Source organism: Cocleimonas sp. KMM 6892, assembly GCF_035798195.1.
Classification (GTDB): domain Bacteria; phylum Pseudomonadota; class Gammaproteobacteria; order Thiotrichales; family Thiotrichaceae; genus Cocleimonas; species Cocleimonas flava.
This window is the reverse complement of record NZ_JAPFBV010000001.1, coordinates 536,333-553,066: the sequence shown is the minus strand read 5'-3', so window position 1 is coordinate 553,066 and position 16,734 is coordinate 536,333. Positions and strand designations below refer to the sequence as shown.

Annotated in this window: 16 protein-coding genes; 1 reads left to right on the top strand and 15 read right to left on the bottom strand. The window is 42.6% G+C overall.

The genetic code is table 11. The features are described 5' to 3' along the window. The first annotated feature begins 362 nt into the window (after positions 1-362). Complete coding sequence (locus tag OO007_RS02510; RefSeq protein ID WP_131904450.1) at positions 363-836, top strand: c-type cytochrome; 474 nt, start codon at positions 363-365, stop codon at positions 834-836. Positions 837-960: 124 nt separating this feature from the next. Here the strand turns inward: OO007_RS02510 and OO007_RS02505 are convergent, their stop codons facing one another. From OO007_RS02505 to OO007_RS02435, 15 genes are all read right to left on the bottom strand, one after another. Then, positions 961-1,629 (bottom strand): cytochrome b/b6 domain-containing protein, encoded by a 669-nt coding sequence (locus OO007_RS02505; protein ID WP_325807617.1) that lies wholly within the window; start codon positions 1,627-1,629, stop codon positions 961-963. A 238-nt stretch (positions 1,630-1,867) separates the two neighbouring features. After that, entirely contained in the window at positions 1,868-2,470 is a 603-nt protein-coding gene (locus tag OO007_RS02500; RefSeq protein ID WP_325807616.1) for a hypothetical protein, read from the bottom strand. A 26-nt stretch (positions 2,471-2,496) separates the two neighbouring features. Next, positions 2,497-3,795 (bottom strand): YHYH protein, encoded by a 1,299-nt coding sequence (locus OO007_RS02495; protein ID WP_325807615.1) that lies wholly within the window; start codon positions 3,793-3,795, stop codon positions 2,497-2,499. A 225-nt stretch (positions 3,796-4,020) separates the two neighbouring features. Next, a complete protein-coding gene (locus tag OO007_RS02490) occupies positions 4,021-4,545 on the bottom strand; it encodes a hypothetical protein (protein WP_325807614.1) in 525 nt (174 codons plus the stop codon). Between the two features lie 154 nt (positions 4,546-4,699). Continuing rightward, the gene (locus OO007_RS02485) at positions 4,700-4,963 is read right to left on the bottom strand and encodes a hypothetical protein (RefSeq protein WP_325807613.1); all 264 of its coding nucleotides are present in this window, start codon (positions 4,961-4,963) and stop codon (positions 4,700-4,702) included. A gap of 107 nt (positions 4,964-5,070) precedes the next feature. Further along, positions 5,071-6,276 carry an ABC transporter permease gene (locus OO007_RS02480; RefSeq protein ID WP_325807612.1) on the bottom strand — a complete coding sequence of 402 codons (1,206 nt, stop codon included), beginning with the start codon at positions 6,274-6,276 and terminating at the stop codon, positions 5,071-5,073. Next, complete coding sequence (locus OO007_RS02475) at positions 6,263-7,042, bottom strand: ABC transporter ATP-binding protein (protein WP_325807611.1); 780 nt, start codon at positions 7,040-7,042, stop codon at positions 6,263-6,265. The genes OO007_RS02480 and OO007_RS02475 overlap by 14 nt, the downstream gene beginning before the upstream one ends. Next, positions 7,039-8,583, bottom strand: coding sequence for an efflux RND transporter periplasmic adaptor subunit (locus OO007_RS02470; protein WP_325807610.1), 1,545 nt, complete (start codon positions 8,581-8,583; stop codon positions 7,039-7,041). Before OO007_RS02470 ends, OO007_RS02475 begins: the two co-directional genes overlap by 4 nt. A gap of 12 nt (positions 8,584-8,595) precedes the next feature. Next, a complete protein-coding gene (locus OO007_RS02465; protein ID WP_325807609.1) occupies positions 8,596-9,960 on the bottom strand; it encodes an efflux transporter outer membrane subunit in 1,365 nt (454 codons plus the stop codon). A 502-nt stretch (positions 9,961-10,462) separates the two neighbouring features. Further along, positions 10,463-11,044, bottom strand: coding sequence for an outer membrane beta-barrel protein (locus OO007_RS02460; protein ID WP_325807608.1), 582 nt, complete (start codon positions 11,042-11,044; stop codon positions 10,463-10,465). Positions 11,045-11,373: 329 nt separating this feature from the next. After that, positions 11,374-11,898 (bottom strand): hypothetical protein, encoded by a 525-nt coding sequence (locus tag OO007_RS02455; RefSeq protein ID WP_325807607.1) that lies wholly within the window; start codon positions 11,896-11,898, stop codon positions 11,374-11,376. A 410-nt stretch (positions 11,899-12,308) separates the two neighbouring features. Further along, positions 12,309-13,364: a YHYH protein gene (locus tag OO007_RS02450; RefSeq protein WP_325807606.1), complete on the bottom strand. Its 1,056-nt coding sequence runs from the start codon at positions 13,362-13,364 to the stop codon at positions 12,309-12,311. 23 nt (positions 13,365-13,387) lie between these two features. Beyond that, a complete protein-coding gene (locus tag OO007_RS02445) occupies positions 13,388-14,404 on the bottom strand; it encodes a hypothetical protein (protein ID WP_325807605.1) in 1,017 nt (338 codons plus the stop codon). A gap of 197 nt (positions 14,405-14,601) precedes the next feature. Beyond that, positions 14,602-15,942: a ferredoxin reductase family protein gene (locus tag OO007_RS02440; RefSeq protein WP_325807604.1), complete on the bottom strand. Its 1,341-nt coding sequence runs from the start codon at positions 15,940-15,942 to the stop codon at positions 14,602-14,604. Between the two features lie 53 nt (positions 15,943-15,995). Next, entirely contained in the window at positions 15,996-16,469 is a 474-nt protein-coding gene (locus tag OO007_RS02435; protein ID WP_131904435.1) for a Dps family protein, read from the bottom strand. Between the last annotated feature and the right edge of the window lie 265 nt (positions 16,470-16,734).

Sequence of the window (16,734 nt, the reverse complement as noted above, 5' to 3'; positions counted from 1 at the left end):
TTACTCCTCTGAGTGAATGAAATTGCTTTATAAAATCGGCGGCAAATGAATCGCCGCAAATTTATTCAGCGTTGATGCCTGGTGTCCCCGTAAAATCTGGTTGTGCTTATAGTTTTACAAAAATTGTAATCGGGTAATGTGCAAGAAATATGAAAGTTACAAAAAAATTGTAATGTTACAGACAAAATAAAGGTCAATATTCTGTAAGGCACCCCCCTACTTAGGGGCGTTTTTTTAGATTAAATGAACAAGATATGTTTCTGTATTTTACTTTATTACAAAAATTTACAATTATTCTCTTGAATTAAGTGATAGATAAATTAAATAATAAACCCATTTTTAATTAAATAAGAGGGCATCCAATGAAACTATCAAGAATATTGCTAACTATCGCTTTAACCTCCGCTGTCGCTTTTACAGCAACTGCTCACGGTGATAAAAAAGATAAATCACCAGAAGGACAAGCAGCAAAATACCGCCATAATGTATTCGGTATGATTGGTTATCATTTCGGCCCAATGGGCGACATGATCAAGGGAAAGTCTGATTACAATAAAGATACATTCTCAAAAAATGCAGATGCTCTAGCATCACTTGCAGTGCTTGCACAAAATGGTTTCGAAGTTGAAGGTACGGTAAAAGGATCGCGTGCGAAGAAGAAAATCTGGGAAGAAAAAGATAAGTTCGATGCAGGCATCAAGATGTTTGCTGACAATACTGCTGCACTCGCAACACAAGCTAAGTCAGGCGATATGGCGGCTATCAAGCCAGCTTTTCTTAAAGTGGCAGATGACTGTAAGCAGTGCCATAAAAGCTACCGCGCAAAGAAAAAATAACATCGCTTAAGTAATCGATTAAGTCATGCGTTTAGAAGAGCCTGATAGTGTTGCTGTCAGGTTTTTTTGTACCTGATCGCTTACCTGATGATGTATATATGACTAATGATAAACAAGCGATAAATTAAAGACCACTCAAGTAAGTAACGCCGCCAAAGACAGTGGCAATCGACACTATCAATACAAGCAGTGCGATAAGAGGGTTCTTAAACATGAGCTTTGGTTTAGCCTGATCTTGTGGCCAGTCAGCTTTTCCGGTGATCATGGGTTTTACTAAATTGGTGCGCTTAACTATTCGATAAAACACAATAGCGGCAACGTGAAGTCCCGTTAAATACAATAAAATTTCAAAACCCAGGTAATGATAATCTGTCATTTCTTCGGCGGTTTCTTCATCAACTAAATTGAATAATGGACCTTCAGTAAGGACCAGATCACTGCTGAATAGGCCAACTCCGGCTTGTAAGGCCAACATTACCAGCATCGCAATCACCATTAATCCACCCAGCGGGTTATGCCCTGCATTGACTTCAGGGTCTCGTTTGAACAGCGTTAGCGCATGCTTAATTGCGCCAACAGGGGAGATGAAATTACTAAAGCGAGAACTAGTACTGCCGATAAACCCCCAAATGAGTCGAAATAAAATCAACGACAAAATCAGCATGCCTGATTTCATGTGAAGGTCGAGATAGTTACCCGTTTCGCCGCTATACCACATAAATCCAAAAAGAATCACCAGTAACCAATGGAAAAGGCGTGTAGGAGAATCCCAAATTTTGACTAAGTTTTTCATTTTGAAAATTGTTTTGTTTTTTGAAGTGCGAATTATATCTGCAACATTGAGAATCTAGAAACGTTATTCAGGCAGGTTTTTGATAGAGCTCATTGATAGAGCTCATTGATAGAGCTCATTGATAGAGCTCATTGATAGAGCTCATTGATAGAGCTTTTTGATCCAGTTTAATGGCACCCCCCTACTTACAGGCAGTTTTTTTATTATTGTGCACTGGATGTGTTTTTTTACGTACTGTTTAAAGGGCAGCAAATAACTTTTTCTCAGGGGTTTCAGGTGTTAACTCTATCTTGTATTGTTGGACCTTTTCGTCCGTTTTTAACTTTCTTTTGGTAGAAATGGTGAAGATTTTTTCGCTCTCTTTTTTGCCGAATATATTCACCAAAAATTTAAGCTCATTGAGATTAGGTGTCATCATAGCTTGTTGCTTGTCGGTGTTTTTCGATAGCGCAAAACGTCCCATAATAATTAATTGATCGCTTGGTGCATTCGCGTCTGTATGCGATTCAACAGGCGTAAGCATCAAACCTCGAAGCGGTTTCTGACCTTCGTTATCTGACATCATTACGTTTTTATTCACAGTGTCGATAATATCAAGGCGATGTTTGCTGAATTCTGCGGCTGACATTTTTCCATCACCATCATCGTCGGCATTACTAAAGCCGGAAACGGGCAGTGAAAGCACCATAAAGGCGCTATTGCCTTTGAAATTCAAAGTGCCTCGCTGAGCCACCATCAAGTGTGCAGATACGTGCGGCACAATGGCCGCACTTATCACGAGACTTGAAAGCAGAGTTTTTGCCCAATGCATTAGGCTTTTATAAAAACGTTGCTGAGTCATTTTAAGTTCGCTTTCCTCGGTAACAATTACTGAGGAGGTCCGCCAGCAGGAGGGCCACCAGCGCTTTCAATTTCGCCTTTCACACAACGTTGAAAGTAAGGATAGGTATCTGTCGCATAGTAATGGTAAATGCCGTTAGGAAACTCAGGAGTCACACCAAAGCGTCCGTTACACTCATCCAGATCACCTGAATCTTCAACATATTCCCAGTCCTGTCTAAATGTGCCTAAGGCATAGGTATCTGTAGATGGTCTAGAATCACTTACTGTGGTCGATAACTGATAACTGCCTGTCATATTCGTCAACGCAGAGCTCGCGTCAGTGGCAACGCTATAACCGTATCGCGCATAAATCGGAAAGCCATCAGATGCCCAGGCAATCAATGTCATTTTGCTTGCATCGCCACCTTGTTGCTCGATGAATCCTTCTGGCATGCCGTGATAGTGATAAGCCCCATCTGGCTGGACGTGGGCGTTGTTATCGTCCGTTCCGAAGTCAAAGCTATCTTGACCTAATGCTTCAATGCTCCAATTACCACTATTGTCGATTAAGCTACACGAATCGCCCGAATCATCACAAGAACCTGCAGTGCTCGAATCTATTTTAACGCCATTAAGGACATAACCTTGAGGGCCAGATGGACCGCCAAGTTCGGTAACAGTGTCGGTCTCAACGGGTGTTAACGTGAAGCTAGCAGATACATCTTGTTCTGAGATTGTATTGGGATTGCCAGTATTCGGGAATGTACCTACTTCATGATCAGGAATACCGTTAGCGACTAAATCTCGGGTGGTATCAGAACATGTCCAATCTGATGTGCTGGTGGTGTTTACAGACGCTGAATCATTAAATTCGCTGTAACTATAAGCACACTCGATGCCATTTGTAGAACTGGTACCCGATACATCCACGGTGCTCGCTGTGATTATAACCTGGTCCGTGCTTGTTTCAGAGCCGTCACTCACTGCAAGCTCAAAGGTGTAGCTGCCATCAGTATCAGCAGTGAATGTAGGATTCTCACTAGTGAAAGAATCGAGTGCAACGGCACTGTTTACGGGGTAAGTAATAATCGCCCAGTTGTATGTCAACGTATCACCGTCGGCATCAGAACTAGCGCTGCCATCCAGGCTTACTGTTGTGCCCGTATTGACACTTTGGTCAACGCCGGCATTAGCTACAGGTGCGGTATTCGTGGTTTCGCTGGTTTCTGTGGTATCGGATGTGTCGGTCGTATCGGTGCTGTCAGTTGCATCTGAGCTGCTGGAAGAAGACCCTCCGCAAGCACTTAAAAAAAGTGCGATTGCTAGAATAGATAAGTAGCGCATATTGTTTCCTTTTTACTGTTATTGTCATTTGAAACGGCAATATAAGTCAGGAATGTGCAAAAAATATGAAACATGCAATTATTCTTTGCACAAGCAGTTTAGGCGATGAATGTGCAAGAAATAAGGGGGATTTGTAAAGATAAGAGTATCTTTTTGAATACCGATGAATGCTTAAGGCACCCCCCTACTTATGGGCTGTTTTTTTATAAACCTGCTTAGCGTGCCTTATAAACAAAAGCCATTATCGCTGACTTCACAGGCAAGGTTCTCTGAGTCATCGGCATCACTGGTCTGGTTGTAGGTGGTTATTTCAAATGCAGTCACCGAGTTGCCATTACCGATGATATTTAACAGGTCAATGGTTAAGTCAACATCGTCCTCAGTGGTAATAATATTGTCATCGCCTGTAATACTGATTTCATCAATACTGGTATCACTATCTATGACCAGATAATTACCATCGCCCTGAATCGTAATCGTGGAAAGGTTATCTTCTAGAATTAGATAGGCTCCATCTGCTCTTAACAACAATTCATAAACGTCATCATTATCGAGTGTGTCGGTGCCATCATCGGTGCTATAAACGATGGTTACGTCATCATCATAACTGTCAGTGCCGTCATCTAACTCGCAGGCTTGTAAAAACAAAGCGAGGAAAGTGATTGCCAGAGTTCGACTAATAAGCGTTGCCGCAGATTTAGTGAAATGTGCTTTTCTGATGATTGTGTTTTGCATGTTTTTATCGCTCATAGTGTCAGGTGATAGCAAGTTTTCCAGGGCTAGCGTGATAGCACTAGTGTGAGAGGACGAGAAGGGTTGGGCCACTTTACATCGCTCATAAAAAAACCTTCAAGAAGGAGAGAGTCCTTGAAGGTTTTTTTATTCTAGCTAGGCATATCAGTTTTTATTGTGGTGGGCGTCCGCCTTCAGGTGCACAGACTAATTCCTCTTCACCACGTGGTGGCGTTATGCAGGTGCCAGTGACATCACCTTTTTTTCCACTAAAAGAACAGCTATCAGAAGCACTTTTATCTGCACAAGCTTCAAATGCTTCTGCAGGTGGTTTTCCACCACCTGGAGGGCCTTGTCGTTCGGCAGCATTGGCAGTTGATAATGCTACCGTTCCTAGAATCGTTAATAGCGATGATGCGACTATTTTTTTATACATATTTGCTTCCTCAAAATTTTTCTGGATCATTGTTAGAGAGGACAAATTATGAAAAACAATTGAGGCAGAAATAGGGATGAATAAAGGAATAAATGTGAAAGCTGTATTTATTCGTGGCGTAATGCATCGATAGGATTAAGGCGCGCCGCTTTACGCGCCGGAACAAAACCAAACAATACGCCTATGCCCGCAGAAAATATAAATGAAACCAGATTGATCATCACATTGAAGGTATAGGGAACCCCCATAACCTGAGATAATATTATCGATGTAATCGTCGCAAGAATAATGCCAATAATACCGCCAAGTCCTGCGAGTACCACAGCCTCTATCAAGAATTGCAGCAAGACTTCTTTTTCCAGCGCGCCGATTGCAAGTCGAATACCAATCTCACGAGTACGTTCGGTAACTGAGACCAGCATGATATTCATGATGCCAATGCCGCCGACGAGTAAACTCACTGAAGCCACTGCACTTAAAAGCATTGTCATCACCTGAGTAGTGCCAGAAAGTGTTTCCGCAATCATCCGCGTATCCAGTATGTTGAAATTATCTTCTTCTTTATCGGTTAGATGGCGGCGCTCACGCATCAGTTGAGTCAACTGGGTTTGTACCCGAGTTATGTCACTTTCATTTTCAACAGATACCAGAATGCCTGATACGTCGCGGTTACCTGCTATACGTCTTTGCACGGTGCTGATTGGCATTAGGACAATATCATCATTATCCTGACCCATATTCGAGGTACCTTTGCTTTTCAGGACACCGATGATTTGACAGGAAAAATTCTTAACCCTTATGTTTTCGCCCAAAACTTCTGATGTTCCAAAAAGCTCTCGGCGAATAGTACTGCCAATCACACAGACTGCTTGTCCTGCTGTTTCTTCGGCATCGGTAAACTTTCTCCCTTCGGCAATACTCCAGCTCCCAGCAGTAAAAAAGTCATTATTGCTGCCTGTTACGGAGGTTGACCAGTTGTTTGCCATCGCGACTACTGTTTCTGATTTATTCACTTGGGGAGCCACAGCAGCCAGTCCGGAAATCTGTTCGCGTATAGCTTTTACGTCATCGAGTTTGAAGTCAGGAGTACCATCTCCGCGGGGGCCCCTCATGCGTGTTCCGGGTCGAATCATCAATAGATTGCTGCCAAGACTGGAAACTTGATCTTTGACCGCCTGAGTCGCTCCATTACCCAGCGTTACCATGGTAATTACTGCGGCGACGCCAATCACAACACCGAGAATGGTGAGGAATGAGCGCATCAGATTACGACGAATTCCTTTGATGGCTAATAAAAAGCTACTCCACAGCATTGAAGTCTCCTTGTATTACATCTGTTTGATCTATTTGGTCATCCTTTGACTCCGTTGTTATTCCAGCGCGATCGAGTGCTGGATTTTTTGTGTCACTTTCTACCTTGCCATCTACAAATTCAATCGAGCGTTTTGCATACTCTGCCATATCTGGCTCATGAGTCACCATGAGGACTGTGATCCCTTTGTCTTCATTGAGTGACCGCAGTAATTGCATAATTTCGTGACTGCGGGTGGTATCCAGATTACCCGTTGGTTCATCGGCGAGTAATAACGTCGGGTTGGTGACGATGGCACGCGCGATTGCAACACGTTGCTGTTGACCGCCAGATAATTCTCCTGACGTATGATGTCCCCAGCCTGTTAGACCAACTTGCTCCAATGCAGCCGTGGACATTTTATGGCGTACAGCGGCGGATTCACCACGGTACAATAGAGGCAGTTCGATGTTTTCTTTTGCTGAAGTTCGGGCAAGTAGATTGAACCCCTGAAAAACAAAACCGAGATAGTGTCGTCTGAGCAATGCACGCTGATTGCGGTCGAGCAATTCAACGTGAGCGCCTTGAAACAGGTATTCGCCACTGGTTGGAACATCCAGACAGCCGATTATATTCATCGCGGTAGATTTGCCCGAACCACTCGGTCCCATAATGGCAATAAAGTCACCTTCCTCGACTTGTAAATCGACCCCACGTAGCGCCTGAAAACTCGCTTGCCCATGGCCAAAGGTTTTGGTGACATTGCTCAGTTCAATCAAAGCACTCATTTGCTCGCCTCGCTACTGGCTGTGATTATTTGCATATCTGGGGTTAAGTCACCTGCAACAACTTCGGTATTTTTGCCGTCAGTAATACCGGTTTTAATCTTAATCGGTTTAGGTGCTCCGCCTTCCAGAATCCAGATGGTTTGTTCAGACTTTTGCAGCGTTGTAGTTTCTTCAGTGCCTTTTCTCTTCTGTTGACGAGGAAAGCGTGGGCCGGGCATTAGTTTGGAGAGAATGCCACCATCGGAAGAAGATTTTGCCCCTCTTTTTTCACTTGCTGAGCCGTTAGTCTGTGTGTCTGGTTTGAAACGCAAAGCAGTATTAGGGATTAGCATCGCATTTTTACGTGATTGGGTAATGATGGTTGCCGTTGCAGTCATGCCAGGTCTTAAGGTTAAGTCGGTATTAGTCACAGCTAATTCGGTAAGGTAAGATACGACATTATCGGTAAGGGTTGAACCTAGACTGACACGGGTAATCTCTGCTGGATAATTTCGTCCGGGCCATGCATCAACCGTGAAATTGGCTACTTGCCCTTCTTTTACCTGACCCACATCCGCTTCATCGACACTGACTTCGAGTTCCATTTTTGATAGATCTTCAGCCAGCGTGAATAACGTCGGCGCTGAGAGCGATGCAGCAACAGTTTGCCCGGGCTCAACCGCGCGATCTAACACCACGCCATCAATAGGCGAGGTAATAATCGCTTTTTGAAGATTGGTCTGTGAAGAGCGTAATGTTGCTTTGGCTTCTAATACGCCCGCTTCTGCTGATTCTAAATTAGCTTGTGCATTTAATCGTTCGGCTTTTATGGATTCTGCACTGGCTTTGGTGCCGCTTATATTGGCTTTGGCAGACTCCGCACTGGCTTTTGCCGCATTCTCTGCTGCGAGTGCGCGTTTCCAGCTCGCTATGGCAGTATCAAGATCGCCTTTGGCAGGGAGTTTACCGTTACTGCTTTTATTCAGTTGTTGCAATCGATTGAGGTGGGTGCGAGCTTCCAGTGTCGTAGCTTTGGCTTGTTCGACGAGCGCATTGGCCTGTAAGGCATTAGCCTCGGTTTGGCTAACGCTTGCGGTCGCTTGCAGAACATTAGCCGCAGCTTGCGTTATTTGTGCTTTTGCCTGAGCGACTTTAGATTCAGCAGACTTAAGCGCTGCTTGATTTTTGGCAATGGTGTCCTCGAGTTGATCTGTATCTAAGCGCGCCAGCTCCTGACCTTTTTTAACCACGTCATTATTATCGACAAAAACCTTTTCTACGGTTCCCGATAATTCCGTACCGATATCAACCTGATTGACGGGTTCCAGATTTCCGGTTGCCGTAACACTTACCGTCAGATCACCTCGGTTAACACTCACCGTTTGATAAACCGCTTGTTTAGGAGAGCTGCTTTGATTCACATAGTTCCAGGCCAATGCGCCGACTACTGTGAGTACTATCAGGGTGAGCAGCCATTTTTTCCAGGAAGAGCGTTTATTGCTCGTGTTCTGATTCACGATATCAGTTATAGAAGGAGTTGTTATTGTTTCTCTGTTTTTCATTTTTGGTATCTCCTACCATGTGCCGCCAACGGCTTTGTAAAGACTAATTAGGGATAAGCTTTGCTCTGCCTGAGCAGTAAGTAGGCTCTGCTGTGAAGTTAATACGGTTCGTTGTGCTTCCAGTACATTCTGAAAGTCATCGGTACCGGCGTTATAACTTAAGTTCGACAAACGCTCTGTGTTACGCGCCAGTTTTATATTGTTTTGCAAAATCGGGGTTTGTTTGGCGAGTGATTGCAAACTGGCAAAGGCATTAGCAACATCTTGCAGGGCGGTTAATAGTGTTTTTTGATAAGTGGCGACAGCTTGTTCACGCTCTGCATCTTGCACCACGACCTGTTGTTTTAAGCTGCCTCCGTTAAACAACGGAGCGCTAATCGAAGCCAGAAGCGATCTGGCAATATTTGAAGGGTCGAATAAATCAGACAGTTTGCTACTGCTGTAGTCGAGTGAACCTGTCAGGTTGAAACTGGGGTATAGGTTTGCTTTTGCTTCGCCAACATGCAACTCAGCAGCGGTAACCAGATATTCAGCAGCGCGCACATCAGGGCGCTGACGAATCGTATTCGCTGGTATTTTAGTTGCAAGTTTAAGGTTTGCTGATGGAATCGGCTTAATACTGGTGAGGCGCGATTTAATCGCCTCAGGTTCTTTGCCAAGCAACAGTGCTAAGGCATGCTGAGAACTTATGATGCTGTTTTCCAAAGCGGGGATTTCTGCTTTCACCTGACCAAGACTGAGTTTGGCCTGTTCTTCTTCCAAGCCGCTGGCAAGACCAGACTGTTGCTTTAGCGTAATTAAATGAGATGTTTCAGCACGTGACGCCAGACTTTGTTTTGATACTTCAAGCTGCGCCTGCGCGAGGCGTAAATTAACATAAGCACTGGCAACTTCTGCGGCTAGCGATGTTTTTACATCTTCAAGGCTTGCCTGAGAGGCTTTTAAGTTTGCTTCTGCCGCATTGCTGGCAAAGCGGTTGCTACCAAAAAAATCTAACTCCCAGCTGGCATCAAGACCTGCGCCATAACTTTGTTCGCTGCTAACCCGGCCCGCAGAACCACTCGCTGATAAGGTCGGTAATAGACTCGATCTGGCGATAACGGTTTGAGCTCTTGCTGAACGTAAACTGGCTTGTGCCGTTTTAATGTCGGGGTTAGCTTGCAAGGCTTCTTCAATCAGAGACGTCATTAACGGGTCGTTAAATTTTTGCCACCAGGTTGATAGCACAGGTGAACGTTTTTGCTCAGGTGTGTGTACACTGCTGCCGGATGCTGTATTTTTATTATTGGCATTGAGTAAACGCTCAGAAGAACATGCGCTCAATGATAGAATTGTTATGATGACGGCTATCATCGATGTAGATTTTCTTAGATTCATTTCCTACCTACTTACGATTTTTTTACGGTAATTTTATGCTGGGTTGTTTTCCTGCATTGCATAGGCGAATTTTATTCTCGAACTATGCAAATATGTTTCAGCAAAATGTAAAATTATGTAAAAAGTGATGCTTTGTTTTACCTGTTTGATAAGGAAAACTAACCATATCAATAGTCGATGCTAGGGTTATTGATGTGCGTATGGTTTTATGCAAATAAAGACGCCAAACAGCTAATAAAGTGACCGTTGAATGCTGTGTTATTCTTGTTTTATGTTTGTTTTATGTTTGTTTTATGTTTGTTAGGCAAATGAGAAGAATGTGACTAAGGTCATCAAAAAATAAAAGGCACCTCCCCACTTACAGGCACTTTTTTAAGAATAGAAATAAAGTGGTGTTTGTTTAACGAAAAAAAACACCTACTGATAAATCAGTAGGTGTGGAAGGGTCCAATAGGAAGGAAGGCCTATGAACCGTAAGGAGAGAGATTTTTTATTTATCTGTTTAAAAACCCCAACGAATATTGCCGGAGATAGTGTCTGTATCTTCTTGTGACGCGGAATAACCTATGCCAGCAGAAATCGATTTGTTGAAGTAGTAACGTGCACCGACTTTCAATCTAGTGTCATCGCTATTATCTATGTCGTAGTAGTCCAGATTTGCATCGAGTTCTACTTTGTCAGTAACCTTATGTCTGACACCCACACCAACGCCGTAACCATCATCATCGTCTAGCGTATCAATGTCCTGATTGATGTATTTAATGTTGGTAGTGATATCCGTTTTTGGAGCAATTGGGGCGTGGTATTCAAAACCAATGGCTGAGTTCTGAAAATCGAGCTCAGAGTCACCCGCAGAGTTGTTAGAACTATCAATGTTGCCCGCAGCGTAATCACCAATGATATTAATGTTTGGTGTTAATTCATAAGATCCAGAAAGTTTGCCTGCATCGGCATCAGTACCATCCAGATCGTAATTTTCGTAAGAACCTTCTATGAAGTTGTAATTAAAATCAGTAGCTTGAGCATTAAAAACCATACCTGCTAAAACCACGGTTGAGAGTGAATATATAATTTTGGTTTTCATTTTCATCTTGTTTTCCTATGGTTACTTTTTTGTAACCCTTGTTATTTAATTAGCGTTACGTAATCATTTTTTCGTTATCAATACCTTGCTATCAAAAGCTAAAATATTGAAAAGAATGCTTACGTATAAAATTTAATAAATTGCTTCTCTTCGAAACATGGAAGGTACTTTAAAACCAGAAAATGGAAGCATTATGGAAGTAATGTGAAAGGTTTGTAGCGAATGTAAAGTTACGTAACTTTTGTGGAGATAGTTGTTTCTGTATAATTTACAGGCAATAAAAAACCGAGACACGCTCGGTTTTTTATATTAAATGTGAGTGTAATGACTTACAAACAAGCGCCATTCTGGCTGACTTCACATGCCAGGTTATCAGCTTCATCGGTATCGCTTGTTTCGGTATAAGTACCGATATCGTAAACGGTCACAGAATTACCATTGCCTTGAATAGTCAGTTGATCCACGGTTAAGTTGACATCATCTTCGACAGTAATGATGTTGTCATCACCGTTTATGCTTATTGAAGCAATGCTGGTATCACTGTCTATCACAAGGTAGTTATCATCACCTTGAATACTAATTTCGGTGAGATTATCTTCCAGAATCAAATAAGTGCTATCAGCTCTTAAAATCAATTCATATTTGTCGTCATTATCCAGAGTATCTGTTCCACCGTCAGTGCTATAAACAACGGTTTGCTCATCATCATCGCTATCAGTGCCATCATCAAGTTCGCAGCCCTGTAAAAACACCGCGAGAAAAGCAATCGTTAATGTACGGCTGATTAATGTGCGTAAGGAGTTGGAGTTTCCAGTTCTTACTTGTTGAAATTCTGTGTTTAGTATATTCGACATAATATAGTTCTTACTTAAATCTAGTTTAATCCGGTTAATGATGAATAAATGATAAATGAAATTATAGGATGAGACAGGATTGTACAAGAAAAGTGCCCTGAGTTTATTCTAAAAATCATTTAGTAAGTTTTTTTGAGAGTAAATCTTATTTCTAACCGTTTCCTTATTTTAATTTTTAACTTAGAAGCTACCAATCAACGACCTGCAATAGTCAATATTCTGTTAATTAACTCTGTTATTTAAATACTGTTAATTAATATATGTTTACAGCCAAACTCGTAATAAACGCTGTTTAATAATAATCGAATAGTAAGCATCAAATGTGCAAACAATATGAAAAAACGGTTGTAAGTAGGGGGTGGCATTACGAATCCCCCTAGGACTTATTTAACTTTCTAATAATTTACCCATTAACGACAGTAGGTACCTGATTCAACTGCACCGTTATTACTAATCGTTTTTTGCTCAAAATCATAACAATTCGCCTTGGTTTCTGAAGGCTTGAAGCGCGTGTAATACTCAGTACCTTTGTAGGTGTAATTGAGCGTGCGAGTACCGTCTTCTTTTTTAACATGTTTAAGGTTTTCGACACCTTCTCTAGGTGGTCTTAAGTCTGCTCGCGCTGCAGCACCTTTTAATGGCGCGACTCTGGGTAAAATGCTGGTATCTACTTTTCCCACTAAACATTGGATAATATAGGGCGCTTCAACTGAGGTGTGATAGCGATAGCCGAATTGCTTATCTGCTTGGCCATTGCATACGTCCAGGTCACCTTTTGTAATGGCTGAACCGTCTGGGTTTGCATCACCATATAATGGGAAGCCATCGTAACCCCAGCCGATGATTGTTGCGTCGGTGACATTCTCCATTGAATCAATCATGCAAGTGGGTTTAGCGTGATAGTGATAATCATCACCGCGACCGGCATGGCCACCACATTCATCAAGCTGACCAAGTTTTGTTGTATCTTTAGTCGCATCGTAACCGTGTAAATCAATCTCACCTTGCGCTGAATAATCGTAGATTGGCACACCGTTAATCGCCACGCCTAAAGCAGCATCAATACTTGTTTTGGTGTCAGATATTTCAGGGTGTAATAGAATCGGGGCTGCATAATTTAGCGCTGGCACAGGAATTTGTTCATTGGTTCCGGTGATTCCATTCATCAAGCTATGATCGGGATAAGTGTCTGATTGCACATAGGCGTAAGTTTTATCACACGTTACCGTGACATCTTTAAAACCAGCTGTCGCCACTGATGCTTTAATGCGTGAGCAAGCTTCGCTGTTTATGCTCTCACTTACGCTAGGAACGTTTAGTTGGACATCAGGCTTTTTAGGCGGGCGTTGTTTGTCATTTTCATTGGCTTTGATTGGGTTTTCATAGGTTGAATTGTCTTGTGCAGAAATACCAGTGTTAACCATTAGAATGAGAATAGTCACTGAGAATAAAATATTATTGCGCATGATTTGGGTCTCTTCTATTGAATTTATTTTACTGTTTTTCGAAGCAATACCAGATTATCCAGCACCAGGTTTGATGACCATATAAATTCTGCATCAGCACCTTTTGTGTCAAAAATTTCAGTGAAATTGGTATAGGATTTTTTATTATCTACACCTACTGTGTCGTTGCTAAAGATTGAAGCGGCAGGCCATGCACTGTCGTCAAAGTCTGTTTTCATCCAGTTTTCAGGAATAGCCCAATGCGCTGCCGAAGCAGTTTCAAAGCTGGTAACCGATTGTTGATTACACGCAGAACTGTCTCTTACTTCACCGTTTATCACTAAACATTTTCTATTTACAATAGGAGCGGTGTAATAGGTTTGTGCTTTCCAGCTACTGTCAGTAAGTGCAACCGTTTTACCATCAGCATCTTGAAAGTGTGCGACGAAACCTCCATCACCGGCGTGAAATTTTGTGCCACGATTACTTTCCATGCCTAGTCCAAGGGTCTCTTCCCAATCCACCATTTTTACGGAGATGTTGAATGGGTAGTCGGCTTTGAATCTCACTACATTGGCATTGAACGGTGTAAATGGAACGGGATCGACAGCAATTAAAACGCCATTGATGTATAGCTCAAAATAGTTATCGGGGAATATGTAGGCGGTGAATATTTCCTTACCAGCGCCATTCCCACTTGCATCAACTACCGGTACTGTTGATAAGTCCAAATCTGCCAGAGAGTCTAATTTTTTGCCACCACATTCGTTGTATAGGTCTGTGGCTTTTGTTGCCGTTGTAAATTGGGTGTCAGCGGGAACAGTCCAGGTTTTTCCATCTTCAGATTTTATTTCGCCTACGGCACTAACTCGAGACCTATCTCCACAATCAATTAGACCCGCATTGGTTTGAGTGGCAACACCGGTTGTAAAGCTTGGTTGCTCTGCTGTTGCTGATGCGGATACAAACATCGCAGCTGTAATTGCTGTCATCATCGCCACCGTTGTCGCGAATCTGATTGCACCAGTAGATGAGTACTTTGTCATAATATGTGATTTCATAGTGTGTCTATTGCCTTTGAAGAACTTTCAGTTTTTATACAATAAGTTTAGAAGACTAAAGTAAAAGAAAATATGGCTGCTATGTAAAATTGTGTAAAAGTAGTGGGGGCAGAGAATTCTCTAAGCATTGCTTGATCGCGCAATAATAGCGGTTTTAGCCGCTATCATTTTTTCCGTTGTTGGCGATGTGCGTCTACCTAGCGCATATTGAATAATTCTTGATGAAAAGCACCTTTGGGCAAACCATTAGCCGACATATCTTTACGTAATACTGAGCCGAATCCCGCAGGACCGCAGAACCAGAAACTGGCTGACTGCCATTCGGGAACAGCATTTCGTATTTTTTCTCCGGTTAGAAAACCGTCACGACTGTCGATCATCACATGCAATGTTACATTCGCCGCCGCGGCATCTGCGGTTAGCTTTTCCAGCGCCTCGGGTGCTAATTCTGTCGCGCTGTGAAAAAGATCAATGGCTTGTCCGCCTGGATGTTGAGCGAGCTGTTTCATACGAGCGATAAAGGGCGTGATGCCAATGCCACCGCCAATCCAGATCTGGCGTTTTTTATTATCGTCGAATGTAAAACAACCATAAGGGCCTTCAACATTTACCTTATTGCCGCTGTGTAATTGTTCAGGAAGTAAATCAGTGTAATCGCCTAATCCCTTGGTGATGAAAGTAATATGAGGATCTTTCGCGTTCCATGCAGAGGCAATGGTGAAAGGGTGTTGTCCTTCTTTGGCATCAAAATTAACAAAAGCGAATTGCCCACTTTTGTGACCTTTCCAGCCGTCTTTCAGCAGAATGGATGTTTCAAGTACCTTCATTTCAGGGAAGTGGAGTTGCGTTTCTATTGTCCCTTCTACCTGTCGCTTCTTGCCTATTTGATTTGTCAGAACTAAAACCGCCGACACCGTACCTGCCAATAATAAAAGTCCCATAAAAATGCCTAGTGGTTTGGTCCACGCAGCAAAGTCCAATAGCACGATTGTGTGGAATACTAACGCTAAATAAGCAACAGCAAGCAGCTTATGGGTTTTGGCGAAGAGTCGATAAGGAAAGCGTTTAATTAATGCGAGCGCGATCAGAAGCACCACCGCATAGAAAACCCATTCACCAACAAATTCAGCGGGTTTGCGCAGCTCATTAAAGAATTGCTGAGCTGCGCTTAATGTAGCGGGATCTGGTCGTGGTCCACGTGCGCCACGTTCCATCAAACCCAGATCAATCGCCCAGTGAGGCACATTTTTGGCAAGCCAATGTAAAACCGAACCGGTGAGTGCGGAAATACCCAGCCACTTGTGCAAGCGATAGGATTTATCCAGCCCACCCAACCAGGGTTCTAGCCAAACCGGACGCAGGGCTAAAATCATCGCGATACTCATAGCGCCCATGGCGATAACACCAGAGTACTGAATAAACAGATCGCGGATGGATTTGAAGTTCAGCGCTTCCGGGAGAGACAAATTTGCCAGTATCCACAAACCGCTCAATCCAATGAGAAAACCCCATAGGCTCAGTTTGATATTTCTAAGCATTTTATTTGCCTCTCACCCGTCCTGCATTGTCCTAAGTTATCTTGGTTTGTTGATTAATTTTTAGTTGTTGCTCTTAGCATCCATGCTGTTTTTTCATGAATGACCATGCGATCAGAAACCAAAGACGCTGTAGATTCATCTTCAAACTCTTGAGCAATCTTCAATACTTCTCGACAGGTTTTGATCACTTGTTCGTGACCTTTGGTTAATAATTCAACCATTTCCATAGAGCTTGGCACGCCTTCAACTTCGGCAATAGAACTTAATCTTGAGAACTCAATATAAGTTCCGGGAGCAGGAACATCCAGAGTACGAATACGCTCTGCAACATCATCGACCGCAGTCGCTAATTCAGTATACTGCTCTTCAAACATCAAATGTAATTCGCGAAACTGCATGCCTGTTACATTCCAATGGAAGTTATGGGTTTGTAAATAAAGGGTGTATGAATCAGCTAAAAGTTTTTTTAAGCCTTCGGCTATTTTCAATCTGCCTTCTTCATTAATTCCGATATTTATACTAGTCATTTTCAATTTCCTCATTGTTCGTTTTATCGAGATATGAAGATACTCGGATTCAGTTGTTTAGATAATCCGTAGATAAACGTAGTTGAATTGTTACAAATACGTAGTGTGAAAATACTATTTGAGCTGCATATTAGAAAATAGCAGAAACAATATATGAGGCGTTCAGTGAATATTTAGCCAATCACTTTTCAGAGTAAATCATCGCTTAAAAAAAGCCCTCCAAAGTAGGGGGGTGGGTATGAAATAATTATAGAGTGAATTGTTT

Excerpts from the sequence above, each read along its gene's own strand:
- OO007_RS02510 (WP_131904450.1), top strand. The coding sequence starts at position 363 with ATGAAACTATCAAGAATATTGCTAACTATCGCTTTAACCTCCGCTGTC.
- OO007_RS02505 (WP_325807617.1), bottom strand. The coding sequence starts at position 1,629 with ATGAAAAACTTAGTCAAAATTTGGGATTCTCCTACACGCCTTTTCCAT.
- OO007_RS02500 (WP_325807616.1), bottom strand. The coding sequence starts at position 2,470 with ATGACTCAGCAACGTTTTTATAAAAGCCTAATGCATTGGGCAAAAACT.
- OO007_RS02495 (WP_325807615.1), bottom strand. The coding sequence starts at position 3,795 with ATGCGCTACTTATCTATTCTAGCAATCGCACTTTTTTTAAGTGCTTGC.
- OO007_RS02490 (WP_325807614.1), bottom strand. The coding sequence starts at position 4,545 with ATGAGCGATAAAAACATGCAAAACACAATCATCAGAAAAGCACATTTC.
- OO007_RS02485 (WP_325807613.1), bottom strand. The coding sequence starts at position 4,963 with ATGTATAAAAAAATAGTCGCATCATCGCTATTAACGATTCTAGGAACG.
- OO007_RS02480 (WP_325807612.1), bottom strand. The coding sequence starts at position 6,276 with ATGCTGTGGAGTAGCTTTTTATTAGCCATCAAAGGAATTCGTCGTAAT.
- OO007_RS02475 (WP_325807611.1), bottom strand. The coding sequence starts at position 7,042 with ATGAGTGCTTTGATTGAACTGAGCAATGTCACCAAAACCTTTGGCCAT.
- OO007_RS02470 (WP_325807610.1), bottom strand. The coding sequence starts at position 8,583 with ATGAAAAACAGAGAAACAATAACAACTCCTTCTATAACTGATATCGTG.
- OO007_RS02465 (WP_325807609.1), bottom strand. The coding sequence starts at position 9,960 with ATGAATCTAAGAAAATCTACATCGATGATAGCCGTCATCATAACAATT.
- OO007_RS02460 (WP_325807608.1), bottom strand. The coding sequence starts at position 11,044 with ATGAAAACCAAAATTATATATTCACTCTCAACCGTGGTTTTAGCAGGT.
- OO007_RS02455 (WP_325807607.1), bottom strand. The coding sequence starts at position 11,898 with ATGTCGAATATACTAAACACAGAATTTCAACAAGTAAGAACTGGAAAC.
- OO007_RS02450 (WP_325807606.1), bottom strand. The coding sequence starts at position 13,364 with ATGCGCAATAATATTTTATTCTCAGTGACTATTCTCATTCTAATGGTT.
- OO007_RS02445 (WP_325807605.1), bottom strand. The coding sequence starts at position 14,404 with ATGAAATCACATATTATGACAAAGTACTCATCTACTGGTGCAATCAGA.
- OO007_RS02440 (WP_325807604.1), bottom strand. The coding sequence starts at position 15,942 with ATGCTTAGAAATATCAAACTGAGCCTATGGGGTTTTCTCATTGGATTG.
- OO007_RS02435 (WP_131904435.1), bottom strand. The coding sequence starts at position 16,469 with ATGACTAGTATAAATATCGGAATTAATGAAGAAGGCAGATTGAAAATA.